Source organism: Paenibacillus alkaliterrae (assembly GCF_021532375.1).
In the GTDB taxonomy this organism is placed as follows: domain Bacteria; phylum Bacillota; class Bacilli; order Paenibacillales; family Paenibacillaceae; genus Pristimantibacillus; species Pristimantibacillus alkaliterrae.
Genome location: NZ_JAKGAP010000008.1, coordinates 56,599 through 79,063, shown reverse-complemented (window position 1 = coordinate 79,063; position 22,465 = coordinate 56,599). Strand labels below are relative to the sequence as shown.

Here is a 22,465-nt window from a genome sequence, read left to right as displayed (position 1 = left end):
TCGTTTGGTGTGGAGTTACCGGATATCACCAGTTTACACCTGCATACCGGTATATTCCATCCTTTAATAGATCAGACGATCTTGCCGGTCTGCAATGCCAGACTTCCGGAAGAAATAAGTGTTAATGACGTCCCGCCATTCCTTGGCGTGCTCGCGCTGCTCGGATAAACGGGAGGCGACAAGCTCGAAATAAGCCTCGTCGATCCTGCCTCTTATCGATTGCCAAGCCTCCAGCAGGGCTGCCGCCGCCTCTGCGCCTTCGAAATGGGTATCGTAGATATGCTGGATGACCGTTTTACCGCTGTGCAGGACATGGGTGTACGGGACATGATGGTAAAACAGGAGCAATTCGTCCGGGCAGCGTTCAAGCGAATCGTACAGTTCACGCTGCGGCGAGTGGTATTGGGCGGTATAACCGGTTCCCGTGCCGATGGTACGATCGACTCCGATGCCTTGATGATCCGCGAAGTGATACGTCCCCCACTTCGAATACTCGTATCCGTCCACGTTCGGCCCGTAATGATGATTCGGATTGACCATCCAGCCGACGCCGAGCGGAGAGGTGTAACTTTCGTAGATGCCCCAAGACCTCAACAGGATACCAGAGACGACGTCTTCAACCATCGGATCGCTGCCGAGACTGAGCCGAATCCATTCCGCGGTAATCTGTTCGGTGGATAGTGCAGGGTTCCAGGCCAACCGTCCATAGCCATACAGATTTGCCTGAGAGAGCGGATGCCCGGTCCAGCAAGCGCTGTCCCCGATGTTCGATACCGCCGCCAGTCCGCCGTAGGAACGGTTGTGCAAGGCGCCGCTCGCGATCCTCGCGACGGTAGAACCCTCGCCTGCGGCATACGTATCGAAATCGAGCACCTCTTTCCATAACGGCACAAGATAGCAGACATGCTTTTGCTGGCCCGTATATTCTTGCGTGATTTGCAGCTCCAGGATTTGATTCGTATCTTTCAATCCACCGAACAAAGGCGATACCGGCTCGCGAACCTGAAAATCCATCGGTCCGTTCTTGATTTGCAGTATAACGTTGTCGGCAAAACGGCCGTCGAGCGGTGTGAAGTGGTCATAGGCCGCCTTAGCGCGGTCCGTCGAACGATCACGCCAATCCTGAAGACAGTTGTAGACGAAGCATCGCCAGATCACCACTCCGCCGTGCGGAGCGAGCGCTTCGGCCAACAGGTTCGCTCCGTCGGCATGGTCCCGCCCATACGTAAAGGGACCTGGACGAAATTCGGAATCGGCCTTTACCAGAAAACCGCCGAACTCGGGAATTGCCCGATAGAGCTCAGATGCCCGCTCTGTCCACCAGCTTCTTACCGCCGGATCCAGCGGATCGGCCGTCTGCAGTCCGCCGACCGCGATCGGACTCGCGAAGTTAATGCTCAAGAACAGTTTAATGCCGTACGCTCCGAACGCATCCGCAGCCTTCGACAGCGTCTGTTCATACTCCGCCGTGATCAAATTCGTTTCTTCACGATGAACGTTGACATTATTAATCGTAATGGCGTTGATTCCGGTGGAGGCCAATAAGCGGGCATAGTCCCGGATTCGCGTAAAGTCCTCTACAAAACCATTGTTCCGGTAAAAAATCGATTTCCCCGCATACCCGCGTTCGATCGTCCCGTCCATGTTGTCCCACTGATTGATCATCCGCAGCCCGTTGACGGGATGCTCTACGATATGCAGATCCTCGATCGAATCTCTCATCTGCATGATCCGAATCAAATGAAAGGCTCCATACAGCGCGCCCCGGTCCGACGCCCCGACGATCGCAATGCAATCCGCCTCTCCCTGCTGACCTTTCAGCGTTCTAAGCACGTACCCTTCGCTGCCGAGTTCATCTGCGTCGGGCCCGGCTGTGCCATCGATCTCCGGATCCCCTCTCCCTAAGACCCCAATGATCACGCACGGGATCTGACGGTCTCGAATCGCAGCAATATCGGGGACGTGCCCGGTCATGGCCTGCACGGCTTCCGCCAATTCTTTAGCCGCCGTACCCAATACTTTCGTCTGCTCCGCGGATACGATCACCGAGCAGCGAAGGCGGTAATTCGCCCTTAATGCATCATTTTCCACTGCTTCATAACGAAGCCATGCTTCGTAACTGGTCTTTTCGCTTATTTTCACGTCCAGATTCCCTCCACTCTAATAAAAGGGCAGGTGCAACGTCCATTGGAGGACACCGCACCCAGCCCGTTTTCAAGAAATTAATTACCCAGCAAACTCTTGGTCTTCTGAAAAATATCATTGGCCATGTCCGTATACCGCTTGCTGCCGTTTGCTTCAACCTGGGCCGTATAGTTGCTCCAGTTGTCGAGGCTTTCTTGACCGGTGATGAACTTTAAGGTCATTGTCTTTACGTAATCTATCAGTGGTGTCGAGATCAGGTTCATCTGCTCGCTTTCCTCCGGCGTGGCCATGATCGGCGGCGCCAGCTTGCGAGGCTCGCGGGTCTCCAGAATCCGGTTAAAGTAATCCTTTTCCCCTTCGGTCATCTTGGACATCTTGAGCTTGGTGGAGCCCCCGTACGCGAATACCCCGCCGGCGAAGCCGTAATCGACGTTCAGCTGCTTCGTTGCGCCTTCGTTCACCCCGTTGTAATAGATGTCCGGTTTGAGCGCGATGTTTCCGTTTGCATCCAGGTCATAAGTTTCGCCTTCTACGCCCCACAAGCTGAGCGTTTGACCTTCATTGGAATACCAGAGCCAGTCGACGAAACGAAGCATCTTGATAAAACCTTCTTCGCCCAGATCGTCGAGGGCGTTCTGGCTGATCATAATACCGTTCTCCAGCCGGGACGTCTCGATCTGAAGCATGCCTTTCGGTCCGCCCGGTTGGGTGATCATGTACAGTTCGCTGTTCGGATCTTGCATCTTGGATTTAAAATCCGACAACTGCTGGTAGTTACCGTTAATGACGAAGCTGTCGCCTTTGAAGAACTTAGCGCGAGCGGTATCGTCTTCTTGCGTGAAGGATTCGGGATCCATAATGCCGTCTTTTACGAGCTTATTGAAATATCCCAGGTAGTTCTTGAAATCGTCCGATGAGTTGGCGAACACGAACTGCTGCTTCTCGTGGTCGTATACCGAGCCGTTCGATATGCCCCATCCACCGGTAACGCCGTATTGAACGGCGGCAATGCTCAAAGTGGAATTGCCCTGGAACTGGTCGGAGAATACGTATTTCGCACCGGTATGTTCTTTGATCTTCTTCATCGCTTCGGCAAAATCTTCGTACGTCCAGTTCGCCTCTTGGCCGAGAACGTCCACTCCCGCCGCTTCGAATACATCTTTGCGAATGATATAGGAGTACCCGCCGCCAGCGACCTCCCACATGCCCGGAAGAACGTAATATTTGCCGTCTTCTCTCAACTTGGCCTTCAGATCCTCTTCCATTCCCCAATCCTTGACGGCCTTCATGTAGTTCGGCATGTATTGCACCCAATCGCTGACGGGCACGATTTGACCGGACGCAACGAAAGCGGATTCGTCGTACGTTTTAGGGATGATATAAGGCGCATCGCCGCTGTTCACCAGCAACGATTTTTGATTTTCATATTCCGTTCTTGCCGTGATGGACAGGTCGAAGCTCACATTCGTCTTTTCTTTAATGGCGCTCCAGAGTCTCCAGTCCTCTTTCGTAGGATAATTCTCATGGTCGCTGTACATCATAGAATAGGTTACCGGTTCGCCCGAGCGGAATGTCTGATCTTCCCCGAAAGCGTAATCCTCCGCTGCATCCGCACCGTTTGTGCCTGCACCACCCGATACGGGCGTTTTATTGCCCAAAGCCCCTTCGTTTTCAGACGAACTGCACGCTGCCGCCAATACGACCATCAATGCCAGCATCATCATGAATGCCGCTTTACTTAATTTCTTCATACCGCTGCCTCCCTTTATTTGATTCCTGCGATTTTTATATAACGGATACGGCTGTAGCCCTTCCGGTTATATCGATTACATCGATTACTCCTTGACTGCCCCGATCATCATCCCTTGCACGAAATACTTCTGCACGAAAGGATAGATGCAGATAATGGGCAGCGAGGTGAGTACCATAGCCGTTGATTTGACACTTGCCGCGATTTGGCTGGTCTGTTCGGACGTAGCCCCGATTTCGGCCGGGCTGACCGCGTTATCGATAATTTGTTTCAAATACAAGGCGACCGGCCACTTCTCCTTCGTTTGTAAAAATAGCGAAGGTCCGAACCAGTTGTTCCACATGCCGACGATGACGAACAACATAATCGTTACAAGGATCGGCTTCGATAGAGGAACAATAATTTTTGTGAAAATCCCGAACACGCCCAGACCGTCGACGCGTCCCGCTTCTTCCAATTCGTTCGGCAGGCCGGCGAAGAACGTCTTCATCAGGATGACATTGAAGGCGCTGATCGCCCCCGGAATGACGATGGCCCAGATCGTATCTCTCATGCCGAGTGTCTTTGCGACAAGGATGTAGTTCGGTATGAGACCGCCGCCGAAATACATCGTAAACAGCACGAACGGGATAAAAAATTTATTAAGGCGCAGCTTATCTTTCGAAAGCGGATAGGACATGACGGCCGTCGCGGTCACCGCGATAAGCGTGCCTGCCACAGAATAAACAATCGTATTCCAGTAGTAACGGAAGAAGTCAGGTTTGCTCAGTATGACTTCGTAAGTCTTGGTCGTAAACTCGACTGGAAAGATAGTCACCTCGCCGGCATAGATGGCGGCTTCAGAACTGAAAGACTGCGCCACGAGATAGACAAAAGGGTATAAGGTGAATAAGACTACCAGAATCATGAATAATCCGTTTACAATAGTGAAAGCGTTAAAAGCCGAGGTTCGATTCACCGGATTGGCTCCTTTCTACCACAAGCTGGATTTCGTCGTTCTCTTCGAAACTTCGTTCGCGATCGTCACCAGGATCAGTCCGATGATGCCTTCGAACAGACCTACCGCCGTCGCATAACTAAAGTTGCTGCCGGTGATGCCCATTCGGTAGACGTAGGTGGAGATGACGTCCGCCGTTTCATAAGTCAGAGGATTGTACAAGAGCAGGATTTTCTCGAAATTCGAACCCAAGATGCTGCCGATATCCAGGATCAAGAGCACCATGACCGTCGGCAGAATGCCGGGAATCGTGACATGCATCGCCAATCGGAACCGGTTCGCGCCATCGATTTTCGCCGCTTCATAAAGCGCCGGATTAATGCCCGTCATCGCAGCCAAATACAGAATTGTTCCCCAGCCAAGACTTTGCCAGATGCCTGAGGTGACATAAAGCGCCGGAAACCACTCGGGCAATGAGATAAACGAGATCTTATCGAACCCGAGTGAGGCCAATACATTGTTGATCGGTCCCGTTAAGGAAACCATCTCCTTAATCATCCCCGCCACGATAACCATGGAGATGAAATGGGGAAGGTACGATACCGTTTGAACAAACTTCTTCCACTTGATTCTCCGCAATTCGTTCAGCAGCAGCGCGAACAGCAAGGTGATAGGAAATTTGACCACGAGATAGCTTACGCTTAAGTTTAGATCGTTGAAAAAGGCTCTCCAGAACGTGGGATCCTTCATAAACATCTCGAAATAAGTAAATCCCACCCATTCCGACCCGAAGAAATTCGTTCCGCCTCTATACTTCCGGAAAGCGATAATGTTCCCGAGCATCGGCGCATACTTGAAGATGATGAAGTAAATTACGGGTATAACCAGGAACGAATACAGCTTCCATTCCTTTCTAACGTGTTTCCAAAGCGGAGTTGTATCTACAGCCTTGTTTTGCGCATGAGCTGCCATTCCATCATCACTTCCTTATGAAAATTTCCCCTGGCTGGACCCTAAGCCTGACGTTCCGTCGCTCCATCAATGTATCGGAGACGCCCTTTGCCATCAATGTGCAATAACGAAAATGATGTACGATAACGAGGAAATCGCGGGTGACAACTTGAAACCGGGGCTCACTTTCCCGAATCGGACGCAATAGGAATAAAAAAAAACGACCTCCAATTGTTCGGAGGTCATCTGTTTAAATACCGTTGGTATGCCGCTTGTTTAATTTCCAATACCCGTTCGATACCAAGCAGCTTCAGCTGCTTCACCATTTCGTCGTAAGCGTCAATTGAATCTATGCCCAGAATGATGCGAAGCTCCGCATCGTTTACATACTCGCCAATCCCGTCCATGAGCGCAGACAGCTCGTCAGCTTCTTCCGGCGTTGGCGTAATCGGGGGCAGCAAATAATCCTTATGTTTCGTCTTGCTCCAAATTTCAAGGGCCCGGTTCGTTTCTTCAAACTTCCATTCCAGCTGAGCGTCGTGTTGGATCATCGGAAAATTCGTTTGGTGCGCATATTGAAGCATCACTTGGTCGCTCGATAAACCGTCCGGATTCGCGACGACCAAATCCGTATACACCGGCCGGCCGTTCTCCATCGTATACGTGACGCCTTCAATGCCGTACGTGTTCAGCATGCTGCCTTCTTTCGAATACCCGTAATCCAGCCAGCGGACCGCAGCTTCCAGATGCTTCGTCGTAGCCTTGATCGCAGCCGAGCTGGTGCCCGCATACGCGTTGTCGAGCTGTCCAAACTTGGGGATGGCTCCTTCGGCCAAGGTCGGGTAAGGAGCGGCCGCATAACGGGCGGCCGAGCCGTTCGACAACGCCGCAACGTTATATTTCTCGATGTACGCATGCCAGCCGATCGTGGCTCCGCTTGTCCCGGACGTCAGCTTCTTGTCCACGGTCTCCAAATCCAGGGCGACAAAGTACTTGTCGATTAACCCTTCCCGATACCACTTGCTCATCGTCGCCAAATAATCACGATACCCCGGTTCCAGATAACCGTACTTTATTTTCCCGTCTTCGAGGTAGAAATTCCCCATGACGCCGAACGCCCCCGCAAAGCCTGCCGTTCGTTCACCCAAGAACAAGGTTCGCAGCGTCAACGGCGCGGCAGCTCCCTTTTTCTCCTTGAAGGCCTTCAGCATCGTGTACCACTCGTCGATTGTCGCAGGGACAGACAACCCGAGGTCGTCAAGCCAATCCTTCCGTACGATCGGCCCGCCGTATACCCTGCCCTCTTCCGAACGAATGAACGGGAACGCGTAGTAGATGCCGCTGTCCGTCTTCAACATTTTATCGATTTCGGGATTTTCCTCGAGCACTCGCTTAAAGTTCGGCGCATACCGATCGATGACGTCGTTCAGAGGCAGAATATATCCCTGCTCGATCGCCTTCTCGGGACCTCCGGGAAATTGGAGCCAGTTATTCATAAAGATGTCCGGCAAATTTCCGGATGCGAGAAGATAATTGAATTTGTTATCCCGCATGGGAACGCCGCCGAGATGTTGAATCGGAATGCCCGTTCGTTTCTCATATTCTTGGTCGATGGGTCCCCGATTCGGCCTCCCCATGTCGGGAAATTCCGTCATTAACGTAAGTTCCGGAGCGCCTTGCATCGGATATTGGAACGGCCCCCCGTTCGCCGCGGAACCGCTGGTATCCGAACTATCGGTCTTTGTCTCCGTTCCCGTCTCCGTCGGCGCCTTGGCCGGCAAGTTTTCTTCCCCGCTATCTCCACCGAAGCATCCGGACGTAAATAGGGCAAAGCCGATCATCAAGATCCAGCTTTTCCTCAGCCAACCGAGAAATTGCCTTTCCATGCAAGTTGCCTCCTTTCTCCTTCCGCCCTATTCCAAGGCCGTTACTGGAGCGTTTTGTATTTCCCGGGTGTAATCCCTTCGTATTTCTTAAACACCCGAATAAAGGCATGGCCGCTTGAAAATCCGACCCGTTCAGCCGTCACGTCGACGCTTGCCCCTTCCTGCAGCATCTCCTTGGCAGCTTCTATGCGGGTCTGGCTGATATAATCGTGCAGACCACGCCCCGTATGTTCACGGAATAATCGCGATACGTATTGGGGCGTCAGGCGAAAACGATCACCGATCATCGACACGCTTAAGTCCCGGTCGCTGAAGTTCTCCGTGACGAACTCGACGACTTTCTCGCCGATGCCGGCGCTCGTCTGTACGCTTTGCTTGTTTCGCAGCACGCCGCATACCCGATCGAAGAAATCGAGAAGCTCTTGATGGAACTCCCACTTCGTAGAGCATGACATCAGTCTCTTGAGCGGACGCCATTCATCCCAGGCGATGCCGGATTGCTCTTGATCGGGAATCGTCTTGATCAGCGTCGTCGCTACATCAAGGAGGACGAACTTCGCGATTTCAAGCGACGTTTCCCTCTGGAAAGCCCGCTGGATAACGTTGTCAATCATGTTCTTGGCCTTCTCGAACTCGTCGGCTTTCAAGAAATTGATCAGAATCATCTGATCGTTCACCGTGAAGAAATAAGTGCTCTCGCTCGGCATCACGTCCCCGTACCAGATCATCATGCCTTCACCCAGCACCATACGATATTCCTGGGCTTCCAGCGCCTGCAGAAATGCCTGATGCACACCGTCCAAGCCAGTCTGCAGCTCACTCCCCACCGTTGTGAAACGAAGCTTGTACCGGGCCGTGATGAATTCGTATGCTTGCGCCAATGCGTCCTCCATCTCGTCCTTCCATTGCTCCGCGCGATCCGGGCCTACATTTGCGACCGCCGCGAGTGTACCGTCCACATCCGTGAAATGGACCGTTAAACGGTCACCGACAGCATCCTTAAGGATATTGGACACGATAAACTGCGACAAGGCCAGATCCCTTATTCCGCCCTCGTCACTGTCGATATAGAACAATAACACCGCGAACCGGTCGGATGTCCAGGACAAATTATGCGCCTTCGCGAGCTCCCCTAGGGGTACGTTCCGATCCGCCTGGCCTTTCAAGAGCCTTCCCAGATAGTAGTTCTGTAAAACCTGAAGCTGTTTATCGTGTTTATTGCTTATGTCGTCACGTTCACGAATCGTCTCGAGCACGCTTCTTCGAATGAAAGTGTATTCATCCAAGTCGGCCTCAATCCCTTGCAGCGGACTCCGGGAGAAGACGCTCATCAATTGTTTTACCGGGTTGTAGTTTTTGCGGGCAAAATAATAAATAACCGCGCCGCCGATCGCAAAACAAAGCAAGAGCCCGAATAAATTCATCGTTTGGATGGCCCGGGCACGCTCCCAGAACACGTCGGTCGGGAACACGCTGACATACTTCCATCCCGTCGTATCGGACGACTCGATCGTAATCATCGACTCAACTCCCTGGAACGTGTCAGTAAAGGTGCCTGTCCCACGGTCATTCCACTCCTGGTATGACGAAGGCGGCAGCGCCGATTCTCCGGAGTTCTGAAACAGGATTTGATCGTTCGCATCCATGATGAACACTTGGCCTTGCTCCACCCAGTCGATATTCTGAAGCATCGTCTTGATCTTCTCGGCATTAAGCCGGAATAACAAGGTGCCTGCCGGCTCGGCTCCCGCTTGCATCGGGAACGACCGTATATAGAAGGGAGTTATCGTTTTATTACCTTGATTCTCGACCGGCAGCAGGACATACCTTCCCGGCTGCAGCGCCTCCATCAATTGCAGCCAGTCCTCGTAGGCGAATGTGTCCGTCTGATGCTCCATCTCGAAAAACAGCCGGTCTTGTCCATACGTTTCGCTCGACAGCACCGATTGCTGCGCACTCGAATATAGATTGATCCCTTTGATAAAATCAGTCGTCGAAAGCAGGTTGTTCAGTTCCTGTTTCGTCTGATAGATTAGGTAAGCGTTTTCTTTTTGATTCCCGGCAAAAAATTTCCGGACAGCCGAATGAATGGACAACTGCGCGGCCAGACTCTCCATCTGGTGCAGCTCCCCGTCCACAATATATTTCACCTGCTTCAAAGCGGCGACGTTTGCCCGCTCGATCCCGTATCTCACGATATCCCTAGTCTGGCTATATACGATCATGCTTAAAATGACAGGGATCAGTAAAATAACGGCGTATGAGACAATCCATCGAAACGCTACGCTTCGCGTAAAGGTTCTCCTCACCAACAGCATCGAATATCCTCCTGCTACATAACTTCACCAATCATCATATCACGATTGCGATAGGATATCACAAGCTGTCGCCGTTTATGCCATGGGCAATTTGAAACTCAATGTACATTTTGTTCATTTTGAATACACAAAACCAGTCAGATCAAGATTTTGTTTGATCAAACTGGCCATTTTGAGTGCATAATGGTTACAACTGGTGAGAGAAAATAAAGTCGTTTTATCAGATGCCCTCTTCAATCACGAATTGAAAATATAGTTGTTTAATGGAATTATTGAAACTGAATCATGAACTAAGGAACAAACAAGAAAAAGTGCTCAACCTTGCATCAGCAAAGTAAGCACTCTAAATCCACGAATCACTTTAGTCACTATTCCTATTAAAACCACAAATCCTATCACTGATTCTATTCAAAAAGGCAACGCATCAAAAAACTTCGGGGACAAGACAATAGATTCATTATGGCCACAAATTCCATTTTATACATCAGTTCTTTTAACTCCACTTAATTGCAAAAACAGCCGGCCTAATGAATAATAATGTTGTTGTTCGGTTTCACAAGGCTTTTAGCCCCTGACAAGAACATATATCGTTCCCCGCTTTTTTACCAATCGATTGGTTTGCCATCCCTGAAGAACTCTACGCGAGCTCCTTCCGATCCCATCGTCGCTAACCGGAGGATCAACTCGGCAGCGCGTTTCGGAGTTCTCGGAGCAGAGGGTCCCCCCATATCCGAGCTTACCCAGCCCGGATCGACTGCATAAATTTTGATATCTCCCGTGACTTCCGCTGCTGCCAACCGGGTCAATGCATTCATTGCAAGTTTGGAGATCTTGTACGCACCCGCACCTGAAGACGACATGGCATTCATGGCCCCATATTCCGAGGAAACATTGATGATCCTTCCATATCCCCGTTTTTCCATGAGCGGAAGAAATGAACGCATGACATGGTATACGCCGAAGAAATTCGTGGACATCGTTCGCTCCAGAATCGCAGGATCCATGGCCAATAACTTGGCACTCCCATCCAGATATACGCCCGCGTTGTTAATCAATACATCCAATCGGTGAGCGGTCTCTTTGACGGTCAATGCTGCTTGACGGATGCTTTCTTGATCTGTGACATCCATGAGGACGAACGAAACATCCAATCCGGACTCGGCAAGTCGTTGCGCTGCTTCAGACCCCTTCTTCGGATCCCTGCTTGTTAACATGACCTTGAACCCCGCCAATGCCAATTGTTTGGCCAGTTCATATCCGATTCCCCGATTCGCGCCTGTGACAAGCGCTGCTTGCTTATCTTGCAACATTGGCATCCTCCAATCGGCCGGCATTCTTCAATCGGCCGGACATAGAAATTGTTGGAAATATTGTTGCGACGCTTAAGATCAGGAACAAGATTCCCCCAAGTACGACGTATTGCGTACTTATTCCTGCTATAAATAGTCCGCATACACCTGCACCAATCGTTGTTCCCAAGTTGGCGGATGTCAGAAAGAGTCCATTCGCGAATTCGGGAGCCTCTGGCGCTGAAGACACAATCCAATATTGAGTAATGTTGCCTCCTATGCCGCCCAATATTCCCCAAATCAAAATAATGAAGGCCATTGGCACGCTGAACTGTCCCAAGGTGAAAAGCAGGATATAAATTGCCGCCAATGCAAATGGATAAGACTGTACCGTTCTTAATGGATGATTTGCAAGCAGCTTCCCTGCAATCATGTTTCCAACAATGTTGGCCACACCGTATAGGAATAACATCAAACTGATTGTATTCCAGGAATAATTCGTCACGGTTTTCAGAAACTCGGCAAGGTAACTGTACACCCCGAATACGGCTCCGTTCATGAAGATCACAGCGGCAATGGAAAGCCAGGTCATGGATCTTCTTAATACGCGCAATTGCGTGCCATAAGAGAGCCTTTCCGTAACAGGCATCGATGGTACGAACAAGAGTGTCGCGACGAAAGCGACTGTCGTTACGGCGGCAAAGAACAACATCGCATAGGTAAGCGAAGTGGCGGTGGCAATCAAACTCGAGACCGGTACGCCAAGCACCATCCCTGCAGACACGCCAACGAATACTTTAGCCACTGCCTTCGAAGCTTCCTCCTTGCCGACGGACGCCGCTGCGACGGTAAATGCCAATGAACAATAAACAGGATGGAAAAAGGCCGGAATGACACGCGCAATCAATAACACGGTAAAGTTTGATGTGAAGGCGGAGACAAGGTTGCCTACTATAAAAATGCCAAGCACAAGCAACATAACTTTTTTGCGGTCCATGCCCGAAAACAATGAAGGTATAATCGGGCCGGAGACGGCAACCGCAAGCGCAAAGAGACTCACGATCAACCCTGCGGTGGAGATGCTGACATGGTAGTGGTCCGCAATCAAAGGCAAGATTCCGATCACGCCCATCTCGGTATTCAAGATACCGAATACACCAAAGGTCAATATATAGACAAGCAAATGATTTGGTTTAGTCTTCATAGGCCATGGACGTCGAGAGATCGCGGTAGGCATTGATCTGCGCCTGGAGGTCGGCAATCTTCTGCTCTGCAATGCTGACCGCGTCGGCGCCTGCGATGAAGCGTCGCGGCGGCTCAGCTTCGCTTGCAATTAGGAGGAGCGCCTTGGCGAGCTTGTTCGGATCGCCGGACTGTTGCCCGTTCTGCTTGTAAAAAAATTCCATGTAACCAACCCTGCGGTCCGCATAGTCCTCGATCGACGGCTCGGCGTATGTCGACGACGTTTCCGTAAGAAATTCCGTACGGAAAAAGCCCGGGTTGACAATGGTCGTATGAATGCCGAATGGAGCTGCCTCAGGCGCCAACGACTCCATCCACCCCTCAAGCGCAAATTTCGATGCACAATAGGCGGAATTAAACTCGAATCCGGAAATGCCGGCGCCCGAAGAGATCGAGATGATATGACCGGAACGCTGCTTGCGCATCACAGGCAACACCGCCCGGGTAACATTCATCGGGCCGATCAACGCCACCTGCAACTGACGTTCGATTTGGTCCGGGATCAGTTCCTCGAAGAAACCCCCATAGAAGTGTGCGGCATTATTGACCAGCACATCGATGGTCCCGAACCGGTCGATTGCCGCCTTGACTGCGGATTGTGCATCGGCAGGCCGGGTAACGTCCAATTGGACGACCAATACATTCTCGGATTCACCGATCGCCTTGGCCACCGCATCCGGATTACGGCCGGTAGCCACAACCTTGTGTCCGGCGTTCAAAGCAGCTTTCGCGATATTTGTGCCCATACCCCGACCGGCTCCCGTAATAAACCAAACCTTTGTCGTATCCATTGTTATTCATTCCCTCCAGTTTTCTTCCAATATCATGTGAATAATACTGTTTGTATAAATTGGTTGCGCCGCGGCGGAATCCGCGATTCCGGCGGAAGATTGCCCTGTATCGAAGAAGCTTCTGCGAAATAAACCAACCGATTACCTCCTTCGTTATTTATTTTAGCGTTCTTTTTGTGCATAGCAAATGCTCATATCTTATATCAAGATATGCTTGATGAGTATTTCTGAAACGTGTATTGTAATACTTACGAGGAGGAGTATAGATGGAAGTTAGAGTTTTGCGTTATTTTCTTGCTGTTGCAAGAAAAGGAAGCATTACAGGGGCTGCTGATTTTTTGCATGTTACACAACCAACCATGTCTAGACAATTAAAAGATCTTGAACAAGAGTTAGGAAAAAAACTTTTTATTCGCAGTAGTCACAGTGTCATTCTCACAGATGAAGGAATGCTCTTAAGAAAGAGAGCAGAAGAAATCGTTGCTATGGTCGATAAATTAGAGGCGGAGTTTAGATCCATGGAAGAAACAATAAGTGGCGATGTTTATATAGGCGGCGGGGAAACAGAAGCCATGAAACAGATTGCACGGGTAGTAAGAGACTTGCAGTTAAGTTATCCCAATATACGGTATCACCTCTACAGCGGAAACGAAGATGATGTGACTGAACGGCTTGACAAGGGACTGCTTGACTTTGGTATTTTAATTCAACCAGCTGATTTATCAAAATACAATTATATCAATATCCCAGACAAGGATGTTTGGGGTGTTGTTATGAGGAAATACAGTCCTCTTGCTTTCAAAGATACCATTCAAGCAGCAGATTTAATAAATGTTCCGCTAATCTGTTCACGACAGGCTATGAAACAGACATTTTCTAAAAATGAATTTGCGGATTGGTTTGGAGAAGATTTTGATAAATTAAACGTCGTGACTACCTACAATCTTGCATATAATGCTGCCATTATGGTTGAAGAAGGCATTGGTTATGCAATAACTCTTGATAGAATAGTGAATACGTCTAGTGATAGTAACCTTTGTTTTAGACCGCTGGAGCCAAGACTTGAATCTGGCTTAAATATTGTTTGGAAAAAGCACCAGGTCTTTTCGGCTGCTGCCGATTTGTTTTTTAAAGAAATTCAGGCGAAATTAACAGATGTGTAGGAAAAACTGGTAAGAGGTTGTTATAAACTCGGGTAAAAAACTTTTGGGGTAATGGGTATGGCAGGGGTTAATCAAGCCAGATAACGTTTCTTGGCCTTAACAGAAATATTTAGTTCAAACCCCTAAGAGGAGCTGCCTCAATAAGGCAGCTCCTCTTAGGGGGGGTACTGAACATCATCTCCGATTAGGCAAGTATTTTAGGATAATACGGCTGTTTGCATTCTTAATACACGTAAACCCGCTGAAATTTAGACTAAACAACTTTATTTTCACCAACCATCCATTCAACCCATCCAGATTAAACAACTTTATTTTTATCACCAACAACTGAGATATTCGATTTAGGAGATTGCTCCCTGTAATCAAACTGTAATATTAATCTCAGCTTGATTTCATCTTGCGCTTATATAATAAACCCATGACCCCCCTTTATTATATATTCTCTCTTACAGCCTGCGGCTTCTTGCCGCAGGCCTCTTTTTTGGGATAAAATTAACGCCTGAGCATATCATTCCACACACGGCGGAAGGATAACGGCAAATAAGTAGCTCTTTATTTCTGCTTTACCGACTGAAATAGAGGAAAACTTCGGCGTTATTCAGCGATTTTGGGTGAGCCTGTTGGATGACAGTCGATGCACAATAGAGCTAATTTCCAGCTCTATATTTGCAATTTTGGTTAGTTTGGTGGAAATAGATCTAATTTTTAGCTCTATTACAGAGCCATGGTATGTTTGAGCTCTGTTTGATGGCGGGCGGTGCACGATAGATCTAAATTCTAGCTCTATATTTACAATTTTAGTTATTTGGGAGGAAATAGATCTAATTTTTAGCTCTATTACAGAGCAATGGGATGTCTGAGCCCTGTTTGAGAGCGGGTGACGCAAAATAGAGCTAAAATTACCGGTATATAGCTTTGCCTTATGCACGTTGGATCGTTAAGAATTACGCCTCCTTGAGCAGCGTTTCCTCCAGAAACGGCAAAACCCGATCCCAAAACGCCGGGTCCTGCTCGGATGAACTATGACCCTTCGTCGACACGAATAGCGTTTCGATCGTCCCCGCGGACAACTGCTCCTTAAGCTGCCGCAAATCCGCAGCTGGTATAAAATCATCTTCGCTCGAGTGAATCATCAGCACCGGCGTACGGGCGTTTCCTTCTAAACCCGCATGCCTCGCCAGCACGTCGGGAATATTCGCCGCCCGAAACTGAGCTTGCGATATGCCTGAGCGGATTAACCAAATCGGCGGAATCAGATAAGCAAGCGGGAAGGACGGGATTTTCTTCCTCTTCAGCTCCGCCTCCATCATCGTCTCGAAACGGACGGGCATCGAATCCGTTATGACCGAGCAAACCCTCATGCCTTGATCGAGCGCGAGCAAAGCGCCGAATCCTCCTAACGAATGGCCGAGCACTGACACCCGATCCGGATCGATGCCCGGCAATCGGCGGGCCGCATCGACTGCGGCGATCACGTCATCACGGAACATAAGCGCGGAAGGCGCTTTGATCGTATCGCTTTCCCCGTGGTTTCGGGCATCGTACATGAATACGGCAAAGCCGGCCTTATAAAGCGGGTGCGTATAGCGCAGCACTCTCGTCCTGTTGGAGCCCCAGCCATGCGCAACGACAACAAGCGGAAGGAGTCCTTCCTCCTCCGCTGCTGAATCTTGTGCCGTCTCAAACAGCCAGCCTTCCTCCTGCGTTGCCGAACCCTGCGACGGCTCAAGCAGCCAGCCCTTCATCTGCGAGCCGCCGCTCCTAAACGATACGGCTTTCCACTGAGTATCGACTTCAGGGGCGGCGGCATTCGCAATGATACGCGGCTGCTGACTTTGCGATCCGATGCGCCACACAAGCGCGGAAAGCACGGAAGCGGTAAGGATACCGCCAACCACAAGTCCCGCGATTAAGCCCATAACCTGCTCCCCCTCGCCATTACAAAGCCTGAACGGCCGCAACGAACTGACGCGCCCGTTCCGTTATCTGATCCCATTTGCCTTCCCGCACCCATTCCAGGTTGACCAGCTTGCCGCCCATCCCGACCCCATTCGCTCCTGCCTTAAAGTAATCGGTTATATTATGTAGGTCAACGCCGCCTGTCGCGATCATCGGGATATCGTTCAACGGACCGCGAATCTCCTTCAGGTAGTCTACGCCAAGCGTTCCCATCGGAAAAATTTTCACCGCATCGGCCCCGGCCTTCCATGCCTTCACGATTTCCGTCGGCGTCATGACGCCGGGCCAGACCGACAAGCCCCGTTCCCGTCCGTAAGCAATGACCTCTTCATCCAAATTAGGGGAGATGAGGAACTGAGCGCCTGCAGCAACCGCTTGCTCGGCAAGCTCTACATCCGTTACCGTTCCGGCGCCTACTGCCGCCTTGCCGTCGAACTTATTGCGCCAACGCTCGATCATGACCGCCGCGCCTTCCGTATTCATCGTAATTTCCATCATATGAATGCCGCCGTCGATCAAAGCCTTCCCCGCAGCGTCCGCGTGACGATCTTCAATGCCCCTCAAGATTGCAACGATTTTGTGCTGCATCAGCAGCTCCAGCATATTGCTCATACATTTTCCCTCCGCTCTTAATGTTCATTTACTCCCAATACTGCTTTAAGATGCGCAAAAACAAATTCGGGAACGGCAAGGTTTCCATATCCTCCAGGCCGATCCAGCGATAATGTGATGCCAGTTTATCCGTTACATTATACTCTGATGCCGCTTCAGCCGCTATTCCAGCGTACTCGGCAGCAGAGGCGACTTCCTCCAGCATGCCCGAGGCCTCACCTAAATCCGCCAAGTAAAAACGCATTTTCCAATGAATATGGCTGAAAATATGATCCGCATCCGTGAACCAGCTGCGGGGACGGATCAGCAAGCCCGTATCCTCCTCGAGCATCTGCCCGATCATGGCGGCCAGCTCTCCCTGTTCCTTTGGCGCATGCTCAGCCAGCCAGCCGGCTTTATCCTTCGGCAGCAGCAAATGAGGCAGCTCCCACATTTGGGCAAGCAGCCCGGTAGCCGGACGCTGCCGGACGAGCACCTTGCCGGCATGCTCGCCGCTGCCGGCAACGATAGCTGCCGCTCTGAATTCCGGCCGCGGCGGCTTCGCCTTCGTCTTAACCGGCAGCTCATGCTCCTTGCCTTCAAGGCGCGCCGTGCAATGCTCCATAACCGGGCATGATGGCAGACAGCCCGGCGATTTTGGCGTGCAGACGAGCGCGCCCAGCTCCATCAGAGCCTGGTTGAAATCGCCGGCCGCCCCCTCCGGAATAAGTGAAGCCGCAAGCTTCTCGATGCTTACCCTCGTGGACGGCTTCGCGATATCGTCCTCCAAACAAAAATACCGGGAGAGCACGCGCATCACATTTCCGTCAACCGCCGGCTCCGGCCGGTTGAACGCGATGCTCATAATGGCGCCCGTCGTATAAGGGCCGACTCCCTTCAGGCCGGCAACGGATGCCTTATCATCCGGCACAATGCCGTCATAACGCTCCGTCACCTCGCGGGCGCCGGCTTGCAAATTACGGGCCCGCGAGTAGTAGCCTAGTCCTTCCCAGCATTTGAGAACTTCCGTCTCAGGCGCCTCTGCGAGTGCTTTTACCGTCGGAAATTTATTCATAAAGGTGTTGTAATAAGGGATAACCGTATCCACCCTCGTCTGCTGCAGCATAATTTCCGACACCCACACCCGGTATGGATCCCGATTCATCCGCCACGGCAGGTCCCGCTTAATTTGCCGGTACCAAGCGAGAAGCTCGGTACTGAAAAATTCGTTAACCTCTTGCCGCTCCACTAGCTGTCCTCCTTCTCGTCCCTCGTTGCCGTATAGTCTGTCAGGTTCCCGATTCCAAGCCTGGCAATCCGGCGATATTGTACCGGCGTAATGCCGGTGCAGCGTTTGAACAAACGCGATAAATAATGATTTTGCATCCCTACCCGCTTCGCGACCTCCGATACGGGCAGCGAGGTTTCCGAAAGCAGCTGCCTGGCATTGGCAATGCGGCGGTTCGTCACGTACTGGATCGGCGAGCAGCCCATCTTGCTTTTGAAGGAGGTAATGAAATAATTGGGATGCAAAAAAGCAAACCTCGCAAGCTCCTCGATTTGAATGTTCGCATGCAAATTCGCTTCGATGTAAGCGAGCACCTCATTCCACTTCACGGCAAAGCCCGAATCGCTCAGCATATGCTGCTGGACATGACTTTCATCCAAATAAACGGCAAGCAGTTCCAGCATCACAGCTTTCATTCGCAGCTCTCTCGTAACCGAGGTACCTTGCTGATAGGTGATCATTTTGGTAAAAAGCTGCTCCATCATCTGCTCGTCCTGTACATAAACGTATGGCGGAAGCTGCAGCGATTGAATGAAACCGATATCGCTTAGCTCTAACCGAAAGTGGCACCAATAGCGGCCAAAGGTCTCGTCCCCTTCCGTACCGAACGACTGAAGCGTGCCGGCGGGCAGAAAAAACAGCATACCCGGTTTAACGGTATAGCTTTTATTTTGTATGTCTAACCAAGCTTGTCCCTTGACCGTATAGCTAAAGCGATAAAAGCCCGGCTCCGATTTCTTCGCGGTCCAGCCCGGACTGCTTTCCGTATATGCGCTCATGATGACTTCGGCATGAATATGATTTAATTGGTTTTGCAAAATTCGTTCGATTGTCGGTTTCATGAAGTCTCCTAATGGCTAAGCTGCGGTATAATCTAATTCATATCCTATGTCATTTGTTATATGCCTTCTCTATTATACGAATTAATAACATAAATGCATATGGACGCATTGTGAATGACCTGAGTTAGTTTCAAAATTAACAATATATTGAATTTTTAAAAGGTGGGGGATTTATGCCTAAACAACGAATGATACGTTCGGGGCTAAAATTGGCCGCTGCAGCCGGGCTGATGGCAGCGATTATAGGCTGCGGCGAAGGAGCGCAAACAAGGGAAAATGCTCTCGACGGGCCAGCAAAGGTGATGACGATTTATAAAGCAAACTGTGTGAACTGTCACGGTACCGAGCTGCAGGGAAGAATCGGCCCTGCGACTAACCTTCAGAAGCTCGGAGAACGGATGAGCGCGGCGGATATAACGGAGCAAATCGAACAAGGAGGAGCCACGATGCCTGCCTTCAAGGATCGGCTGACCGCCGGGGAAATCGCTGGACTGGCGGATTGGCTGGCTGGAAAGAAGTAATCAAATGAAAAAAAGGACTTCTCGGAAGCGGCTAATTGCCGCTTTTGGGCAGTCCTTTCGTATGATCGCCGGACGATCTAATAACCGATATGATGACCGTTCATTTTTGGAGACTTCGAGTAATGAATAGAGGTTTGGCCGGCATACGTCCAGTTCGTTACGCCCATCAGCGGATGAACCGGAAAGAGGTCGCCTTGCATAAGCATCAGGTCACCGCCCCAATCATCCGAATATAAGCCGTCATACTCGACCCATTGCCCCGTCTTAAAACGACGCCTCGCCTTCTGCTGCCGATCTCTCATCGCTGCCATCCCCTCTCGCCTATCCGCTTGGTATATTACATTCCAAGTATAGACAAAAGGTTACTGCATGATCCGTTCAGCAACCGCGAAAGCGGAAGCCAGCGTACGCTCATGCGTGATTGTCACATGAATGCTAACGGCTTCCGGATTTAGTCCGAGGCGACTCCACGCCGCCTCGGACAAACGGCATACCGGCTTTCCGCAGTCTCCGCGCAAAATTTCGATATCCGTGAAGCCGATAACCTGGCCGATTCCGCAGCCGAATGCTTTCACGACCGCCTCCTTCGCGGCAAATCGCCCGGCCGTAAATTGATATAGACGCTCACCCTGATACTGCGCCGCGAGCTCCCTCTCGCCTGCCGAAAGCACTCGCTCCATAAAACGGCTGCCCGTGCGGCCGTCTATTATTTTTGCCATTCTTGTTATATCCGACAAATCATGTCCGATGCCGATGATCATGCTTACACCCGCCTTTTCCTTGAAGGTGAGATTAGCAGATGGGCTGTTTGAAGTCAAGATTTGCCTATATTAATCCCAAATAATACATATAGATTTTATATACAAATGTATCTATAATCAATATGTTTGAAATATATACGAAGGAGAGAAAGCAAAGCAATGAACGATTCTCCGAAGAACCTGATCCATAAGAATGAACGGAAATATTTTATTATTGCTCTTGTTTTCAGTATCGGGACTTATATTAGTCTGATTTCCTCACTCATAGGAATTGTCTATTTGGGTTTGTTTCTAGCGATATCATTATTATTACATGCCCTGATGCTCGGGTATATCCGAACGAACGGAGTCCGTTTGAATCCAGAGCAATTTCCAGAAGTGTACGACAAGATTAAAGAGCTGTGCGCAAAAATGGAGATGAAGTCTATCCCCGAAGTGTATGTGTTGGAATCAAGCGGAGCATTAAACGCTTTTGCCACCCGCTTTTTTGGACGTAACATGGTTGTGCTGTACTCTGCGATTTTTGAGCTGATTGAAGAAGGCGCAGAAGATGAGCTGTCTTTTGTGATCGCGCATGAGCTGGCTCATATTAAGCGCCGGCATATTTCAACGCAATTGATGGTGCTGCCTGCTATGTGGATTCCTGGAGTCACACAAGCTTATTCCCGCGCTTGCGAATACACCTGCGACCGATTCGCTGCTTTTTACACAGGAAATTCGGAAGCGGCCAAAAATTGCTTAACTATGTTCAGCGTTGGGAAAATGCTGTCTAAACGTGTCAACCGAACAAGCTATCTCAATCAAGTAAATGAGGAAAAGGGTTTTATCATCTGGTTGAGTGAAATTTTATCAACCCATCCTCCTTTGCCGAAACGAATTAGAGAAATTGGATTGTTCATGGGGGATGATGAGAACGCAATCGCCGCTAATCGATCGTCTAAAAAAATTTGGTTTGGGATATCAGCCGTTACATTACTGTTTGCTCTCATAATCGGCGGAAGCATGTTTGCTCTTAAAAAGCTCGATATTGAATCGCTGATGAATGAGGTCGAGATAAACTCGAATCTTGACTCCACCCCGCCGTTGATTGATGCAGTTATCGATGGAGATCGCCAAAAATTGAATAATTTATTAAACGCGGGGGAACCTTTAGATACTCAGGATTATAATGGTTGGACTGCGTTACATTGGGCTGTGAAAGCTTCTGATATCGAAGCGTCCAAAGCATTGATTGGCAAAGGAGCAGATCCAAATATTGAGGATTATTACGGCGTTGTTCCTTTAATGATGGCTGCCGGCGACGGTCATATCGAAATTGTTCAATCATTGCTTGAGACAGGCGCCGACATCGATCACCAAGATTATAACGGTTGGACCCCCCTAATATACGCCGTATCAAGCGGACAAAATGAAATTGCACAAGCTTTGTTAGATGCTGGCGCAAATACAGACGTGAAAGATTATGAAGATTCGACTGCACTGAAACACGCAATCAAGCAAGGAAATCAGGAAACTGTAACCTTATTAAGAAATTATAACTAGGAGGATCTTGTAATGGAAGCAAACACCCAATCCATCGTTAGACCTGCAGGATTTTGGATCCGCGCAGCAGCAATCATTTTAGATGCCATCGTCGTGATGGTGCCGCTAACATTCATTAGCTATTTGATAACGGGCGCCTGGGGAGAAGATATTTATACAAACATCATCTCGATTTTGTATGGTTTAATCCTTCCTGTCATTTGGCTTGGATATACCGTGGGCAAACGCATTGTCGGAATTCGGATTGTAAAAGTGAATGGCGATAAAGTCGGTTTTGGAACAATGCTTATGCGCGTTATTGTCGCTTCAATTATTTACGGTGTTACATTGGGAATCGCACTCATTGTAAGTGCATTTATGATTGGGTTGCGCAATGATAAACGAAGCATTCACGACTTCATTGCAGGCACTTATGTCACATATGAAAAGCCGGGCAATTAATAATGTAGGATTAAAAAGCATCCGAATTCACAAAAATGGTGGATTCGG

General features: G+C 49.8%; 19 protein-coding genes. 4 read left to right on the top strand and 15 right to left on the bottom strand.

The genetic code is table 11. From position 1 onward, the window contains the following. Positions 1-63 precede the first annotated feature (63 nt). From L1N85_RS04790 to L1N85_RS04750, 9 genes are all read right to left on the bottom strand, one after another. On the bottom strand, positions 64-2,136 hold the full coding sequence (locus L1N85_RS04790) for an alpha-glucuronidase family glycosyl hydrolase (RefSeq protein WP_407946319.1): 2,073 nt from the start codon (positions 2,134-2,136) through the stop codon (positions 64-66). 86 nt (positions 2,137-2,222) lie between these two features. Beyond that, positions 2,223-3,896: an ABC transporter substrate-binding protein gene (locus L1N85_RS04785; protein WP_235235456.1), complete on the bottom strand. Its 1,674-nt coding sequence runs from the start codon at positions 3,894-3,896 to the stop codon at positions 2,223-2,225. Between the two features lie 84 nt (positions 3,897-3,980). Further along, complete coding sequence (locus L1N85_RS04780) at positions 3,981-4,853, bottom strand: carbohydrate ABC transporter permease (RefSeq protein WP_235235454.1); 873 nt, start codon at positions 4,851-4,853, stop codon at positions 3,981-3,983. Positions 4,854-4,868: 15 nt separating this feature from the next. Beyond that, entirely contained in the window at positions 4,869-5,804 is a 936-nt protein-coding gene (locus L1N85_RS04775; RefSeq protein WP_235235452.1) for an ABC transporter permease, read from the bottom strand. A 221-nt stretch (positions 5,805-6,025) separates the two neighbouring features. Next, a complete protein-coding gene (locus tag L1N85_RS04770) occupies positions 6,026-7,669 on the bottom strand; it encodes an extracellular solute-binding protein (protein WP_235235450.1) in 1,644 nt (547 codons plus the stop codon). A 41-nt stretch (positions 7,670-7,710) separates the two neighbouring features. Further along, positions 7,711-9,987: an AraC family transcriptional regulator gene (locus tag L1N85_RS04765; protein WP_235235449.1), complete on the bottom strand. Its 2,277-nt coding sequence runs from the start codon at positions 9,985-9,987 to the stop codon at positions 7,711-7,713. 602 nt (positions 9,988-10,589) lie between these two features. After that, a complete protein-coding gene (locus tag L1N85_RS04760; protein ID WP_235235447.1) occupies positions 10,590-11,297 on the bottom strand; it encodes an SDR family NAD(P)-dependent oxidoreductase in 708 nt (235 codons plus the stop codon). Continuing rightward, a complete protein-coding gene (locus tag L1N85_RS04755) occupies positions 11,284-12,480 on the bottom strand; it encodes an MFS transporter (protein WP_235235445.1) in 1,197 nt (398 codons plus the stop codon). The genes L1N85_RS04760 and L1N85_RS04755 overlap by 14 nt, the downstream gene beginning before the upstream one ends. Continuing rightward, positions 12,470-13,309 carry an SDR family NAD(P)-dependent oxidoreductase gene (locus L1N85_RS04750; RefSeq protein ID WP_235235443.1) on the bottom strand — a complete coding sequence of 280 codons (840 nt, stop codon included), beginning with the start codon at positions 13,307-13,309 and terminating at the stop codon, positions 12,470-12,472. The genes L1N85_RS04755 and L1N85_RS04750 overlap by 11 nt, the downstream gene beginning before the upstream one ends. 266 nt (positions 13,310-13,575) lie before the next feature. Between L1N85_RS04750 and L1N85_RS04745 the strand changes: the two genes are divergently transcribed. Continuing rightward, a complete protein-coding gene (locus L1N85_RS04745) occupies positions 13,576-14,472 on the top strand; it encodes a LysR family transcriptional regulator (protein WP_235235441.1) in 897 nt (298 codons plus the stop codon). A gap of 944 nt (positions 14,473-15,416) precedes the next feature. Here L1N85_RS04745 and L1N85_RS04740 read toward each other — a convergent pair. Genes L1N85_RS04740 through L1N85_RS04725 form a run of 4 tightly spaced genes read right to left on the bottom strand, consistent with a single transcriptional unit; the run spans position 15,417 to position 19,152 of the window. Beyond that, positions 15,417-16,391 (bottom strand): alpha/beta hydrolase, encoded by a 975-nt coding sequence (locus L1N85_RS04740; RefSeq protein WP_235235439.1) that lies wholly within the window; start codon positions 16,389-16,391, stop codon positions 15,417-15,419. Positions 16,392-16,410: 19 nt separating this feature from the next. Next, positions 16,411-17,043: a bifunctional 4-hydroxy-2-oxoglutarate aldolase/2-dehydro-3-deoxy-phosphogluconate aldolase gene (locus tag L1N85_RS04735; RefSeq protein WP_235235437.1), complete on the bottom strand. Its 633-nt coding sequence runs from the start codon at positions 17,041-17,043 to the stop codon at positions 16,411-16,413. Between the two features lie 28 nt (positions 17,044-17,071). Beyond that, positions 17,072-18,271 carry an A/G-specific adenine glycosylase gene (mutY, locus tag L1N85_RS04730; protein ID WP_235235435.1) on the bottom strand — a complete coding sequence of 400 codons (1,200 nt, stop codon included), beginning with the start codon at positions 18,269-18,271 and terminating at the stop codon, positions 17,072-17,074. Then, positions 18,271-19,152 (bottom strand): AraC family transcriptional regulator, encoded by an 882-nt coding sequence (locus L1N85_RS04725; protein ID WP_235235433.1) that lies wholly within the window; start codon positions 19,150-19,152, stop codon positions 18,271-18,273. The genes mutY and L1N85_RS04725 overlap by 1 nt, the downstream gene beginning before the upstream one ends. A 173-nt stretch (positions 19,153-19,325) precedes the next feature. Between L1N85_RS04725 and L1N85_RS04720 the strand changes: the two genes are divergently transcribed. Beyond that, a complete protein-coding gene (locus L1N85_RS04720) occupies positions 19,326-19,673 on the top strand; it encodes a c-type cytochrome (protein ID WP_235235431.1) in 348 nt (115 codons plus the stop codon). Between the two features lie 77 nt (positions 19,674-19,750). Here the strand turns inward: L1N85_RS04720 and L1N85_RS04715 are convergent, their stop codons facing one another. Both L1N85_RS04715 and acpS read right to left on the bottom strand, forming a co-directional pair. Further along, positions 19,751-19,975 (bottom strand): hypothetical protein, encoded by a 225-nt coding sequence (locus tag L1N85_RS04715; RefSeq protein ID WP_235235429.1) that lies wholly within the window; start codon positions 19,973-19,975, stop codon positions 19,751-19,753. A 60-nt stretch (positions 19,976-20,035) separates the two neighbouring features. Further along, positions 20,036-20,434 (bottom strand): holo-ACP synthase, encoded by a 399-nt coding sequence (gene acpS / locus L1N85_RS04710; protein ID WP_235235427.1) that lies wholly within the window; start codon positions 20,432-20,434, stop codon positions 20,036-20,038. A 159-nt stretch (positions 20,435-20,593) separates the two neighbouring features. On the opposite strand from acpS, the gene L1N85_RS04705 reads away from it, so the two are divergent. Both L1N85_RS04705 and L1N85_RS04700 read left to right on the top strand, forming a co-directional pair. Continuing rightward, on the top strand, positions 20,594-21,976 hold the full coding sequence (locus L1N85_RS04705) for a M48 family metallopeptidase (RefSeq protein ID WP_235235425.1): 1,383 nt from the start codon (positions 20,594-20,596) through the stop codon (positions 21,974-21,976). 12 nt (positions 21,977-21,988) lie between these two features. Continuing rightward, positions 21,989-22,417, top strand: a complete 429-nt coding sequence (locus L1N85_RS04700) for an RDD family protein (protein WP_235235423.1) — start codon at positions 21,989-21,991, stop codon at positions 22,415-22,417. The last annotated feature ends 48 nt before the right edge of the window (positions 22,418-22,465 follow it).

Bases quoted from the DNA above. Each gene is read 5' to 3' on its own strand.
- L1N85_RS04785 (WP_235235456.1), bottom strand. From the start codon at position 3,896: ATGAAGAAATTAAGTAAAGCGGCATTCATGATGATGCTGGCATTGATG.
- L1N85_RS04775 (WP_235235452.1), bottom strand. From the start codon at position 5,804: ATGGCAGCTCATGCGCAAAACAAGGCTGTAGATACAACTCCGCTTTGG.
- L1N85_RS04770 (WP_235235450.1), bottom strand. From the start codon at position 7,669: ATGGAAAGGCAATTTCTCGGTTGGCTGAGGAAAAGCTGGATCTTGATG.
- L1N85_RS04765 (WP_235235449.1), bottom strand. From the start codon at position 9,987: ATGCTGTTGGTGAGGAGAACCTTTACGCGAAGCGTAGCGTTTCGATGG.
- L1N85_RS04760 (WP_235235447.1), bottom strand. From the start codon at position 11,297: ATGTTGCAAGATAAGCAAGCAGCGCTTGTCACAGGCGCGAATCGGGGA.
- L1N85_RS04755 (WP_235235445.1), bottom strand. From the start codon at position 12,480: ATGAAGACTAAACCAAATCATTTGCTTGTCTATATATTGACCTTTGGT.
- L1N85_RS04750 (WP_235235443.1), bottom strand. From the start codon at position 13,309: ATGGATACGACAAAGGTTTGGTTTATTACGGGAGCCGGTCGGGGTATG.
- L1N85_RS04745 (WP_235235441.1), top strand. From the start codon at position 13,576: ATGGAAGTTAGAGTTTTGCGTTATTTTCTTGCTGTTGCAAGAAAAGGA.
- L1N85_RS04740 (WP_235235439.1), bottom strand. From the start codon at position 16,391: ATGGGCTTAATCGCGGGACTTGTGGTTGGCGGTATCCTTACCGCTTCC.
- L1N85_RS04735 (WP_235235437.1), bottom strand. From the start codon at position 17,043: ATGAGCAATATGCTGGAGCTGCTGATGCAGCACAAAATCGTTGCAATC.
- L1N85_RS04725 (WP_235235433.1), bottom strand. From the start codon at position 19,152: ATGAAACCGACAATCGAACGAATTTTGCAAAACCAATTAAATCATATT.
- L1N85_RS04720 (WP_235235431.1), top strand. From the start codon at position 19,326: ATGCCTAAACAACGAATGATACGTTCGGGGCTAAAATTGGCCGCTGCA.
- L1N85_RS04715 (WP_235235429.1), bottom strand. From the start codon at position 19,975: ATGAGAGATCGGCAGCAGAAGGCGAGGCGTCGTTTTAAGACGGGGCAA.
- acpS (WP_235235427.1), bottom strand. From the start codon at position 20,434: ATGATCATCGGCATCGGACATGATTTGTCGGATATAACAAGAATGGCA.
- L1N85_RS04705 (WP_235235425.1), top strand. From the start codon at position 20,594: ATGAACGATTCTCCGAAGAACCTGATCCATAAGAATGAACGGAAATAT.
- L1N85_RS04700 (WP_235235423.1), top strand. From the start codon at position 21,989: ATGGAAGCAAACACCCAATCCATCGTTAGACCTGCAGGATTTTGGATC.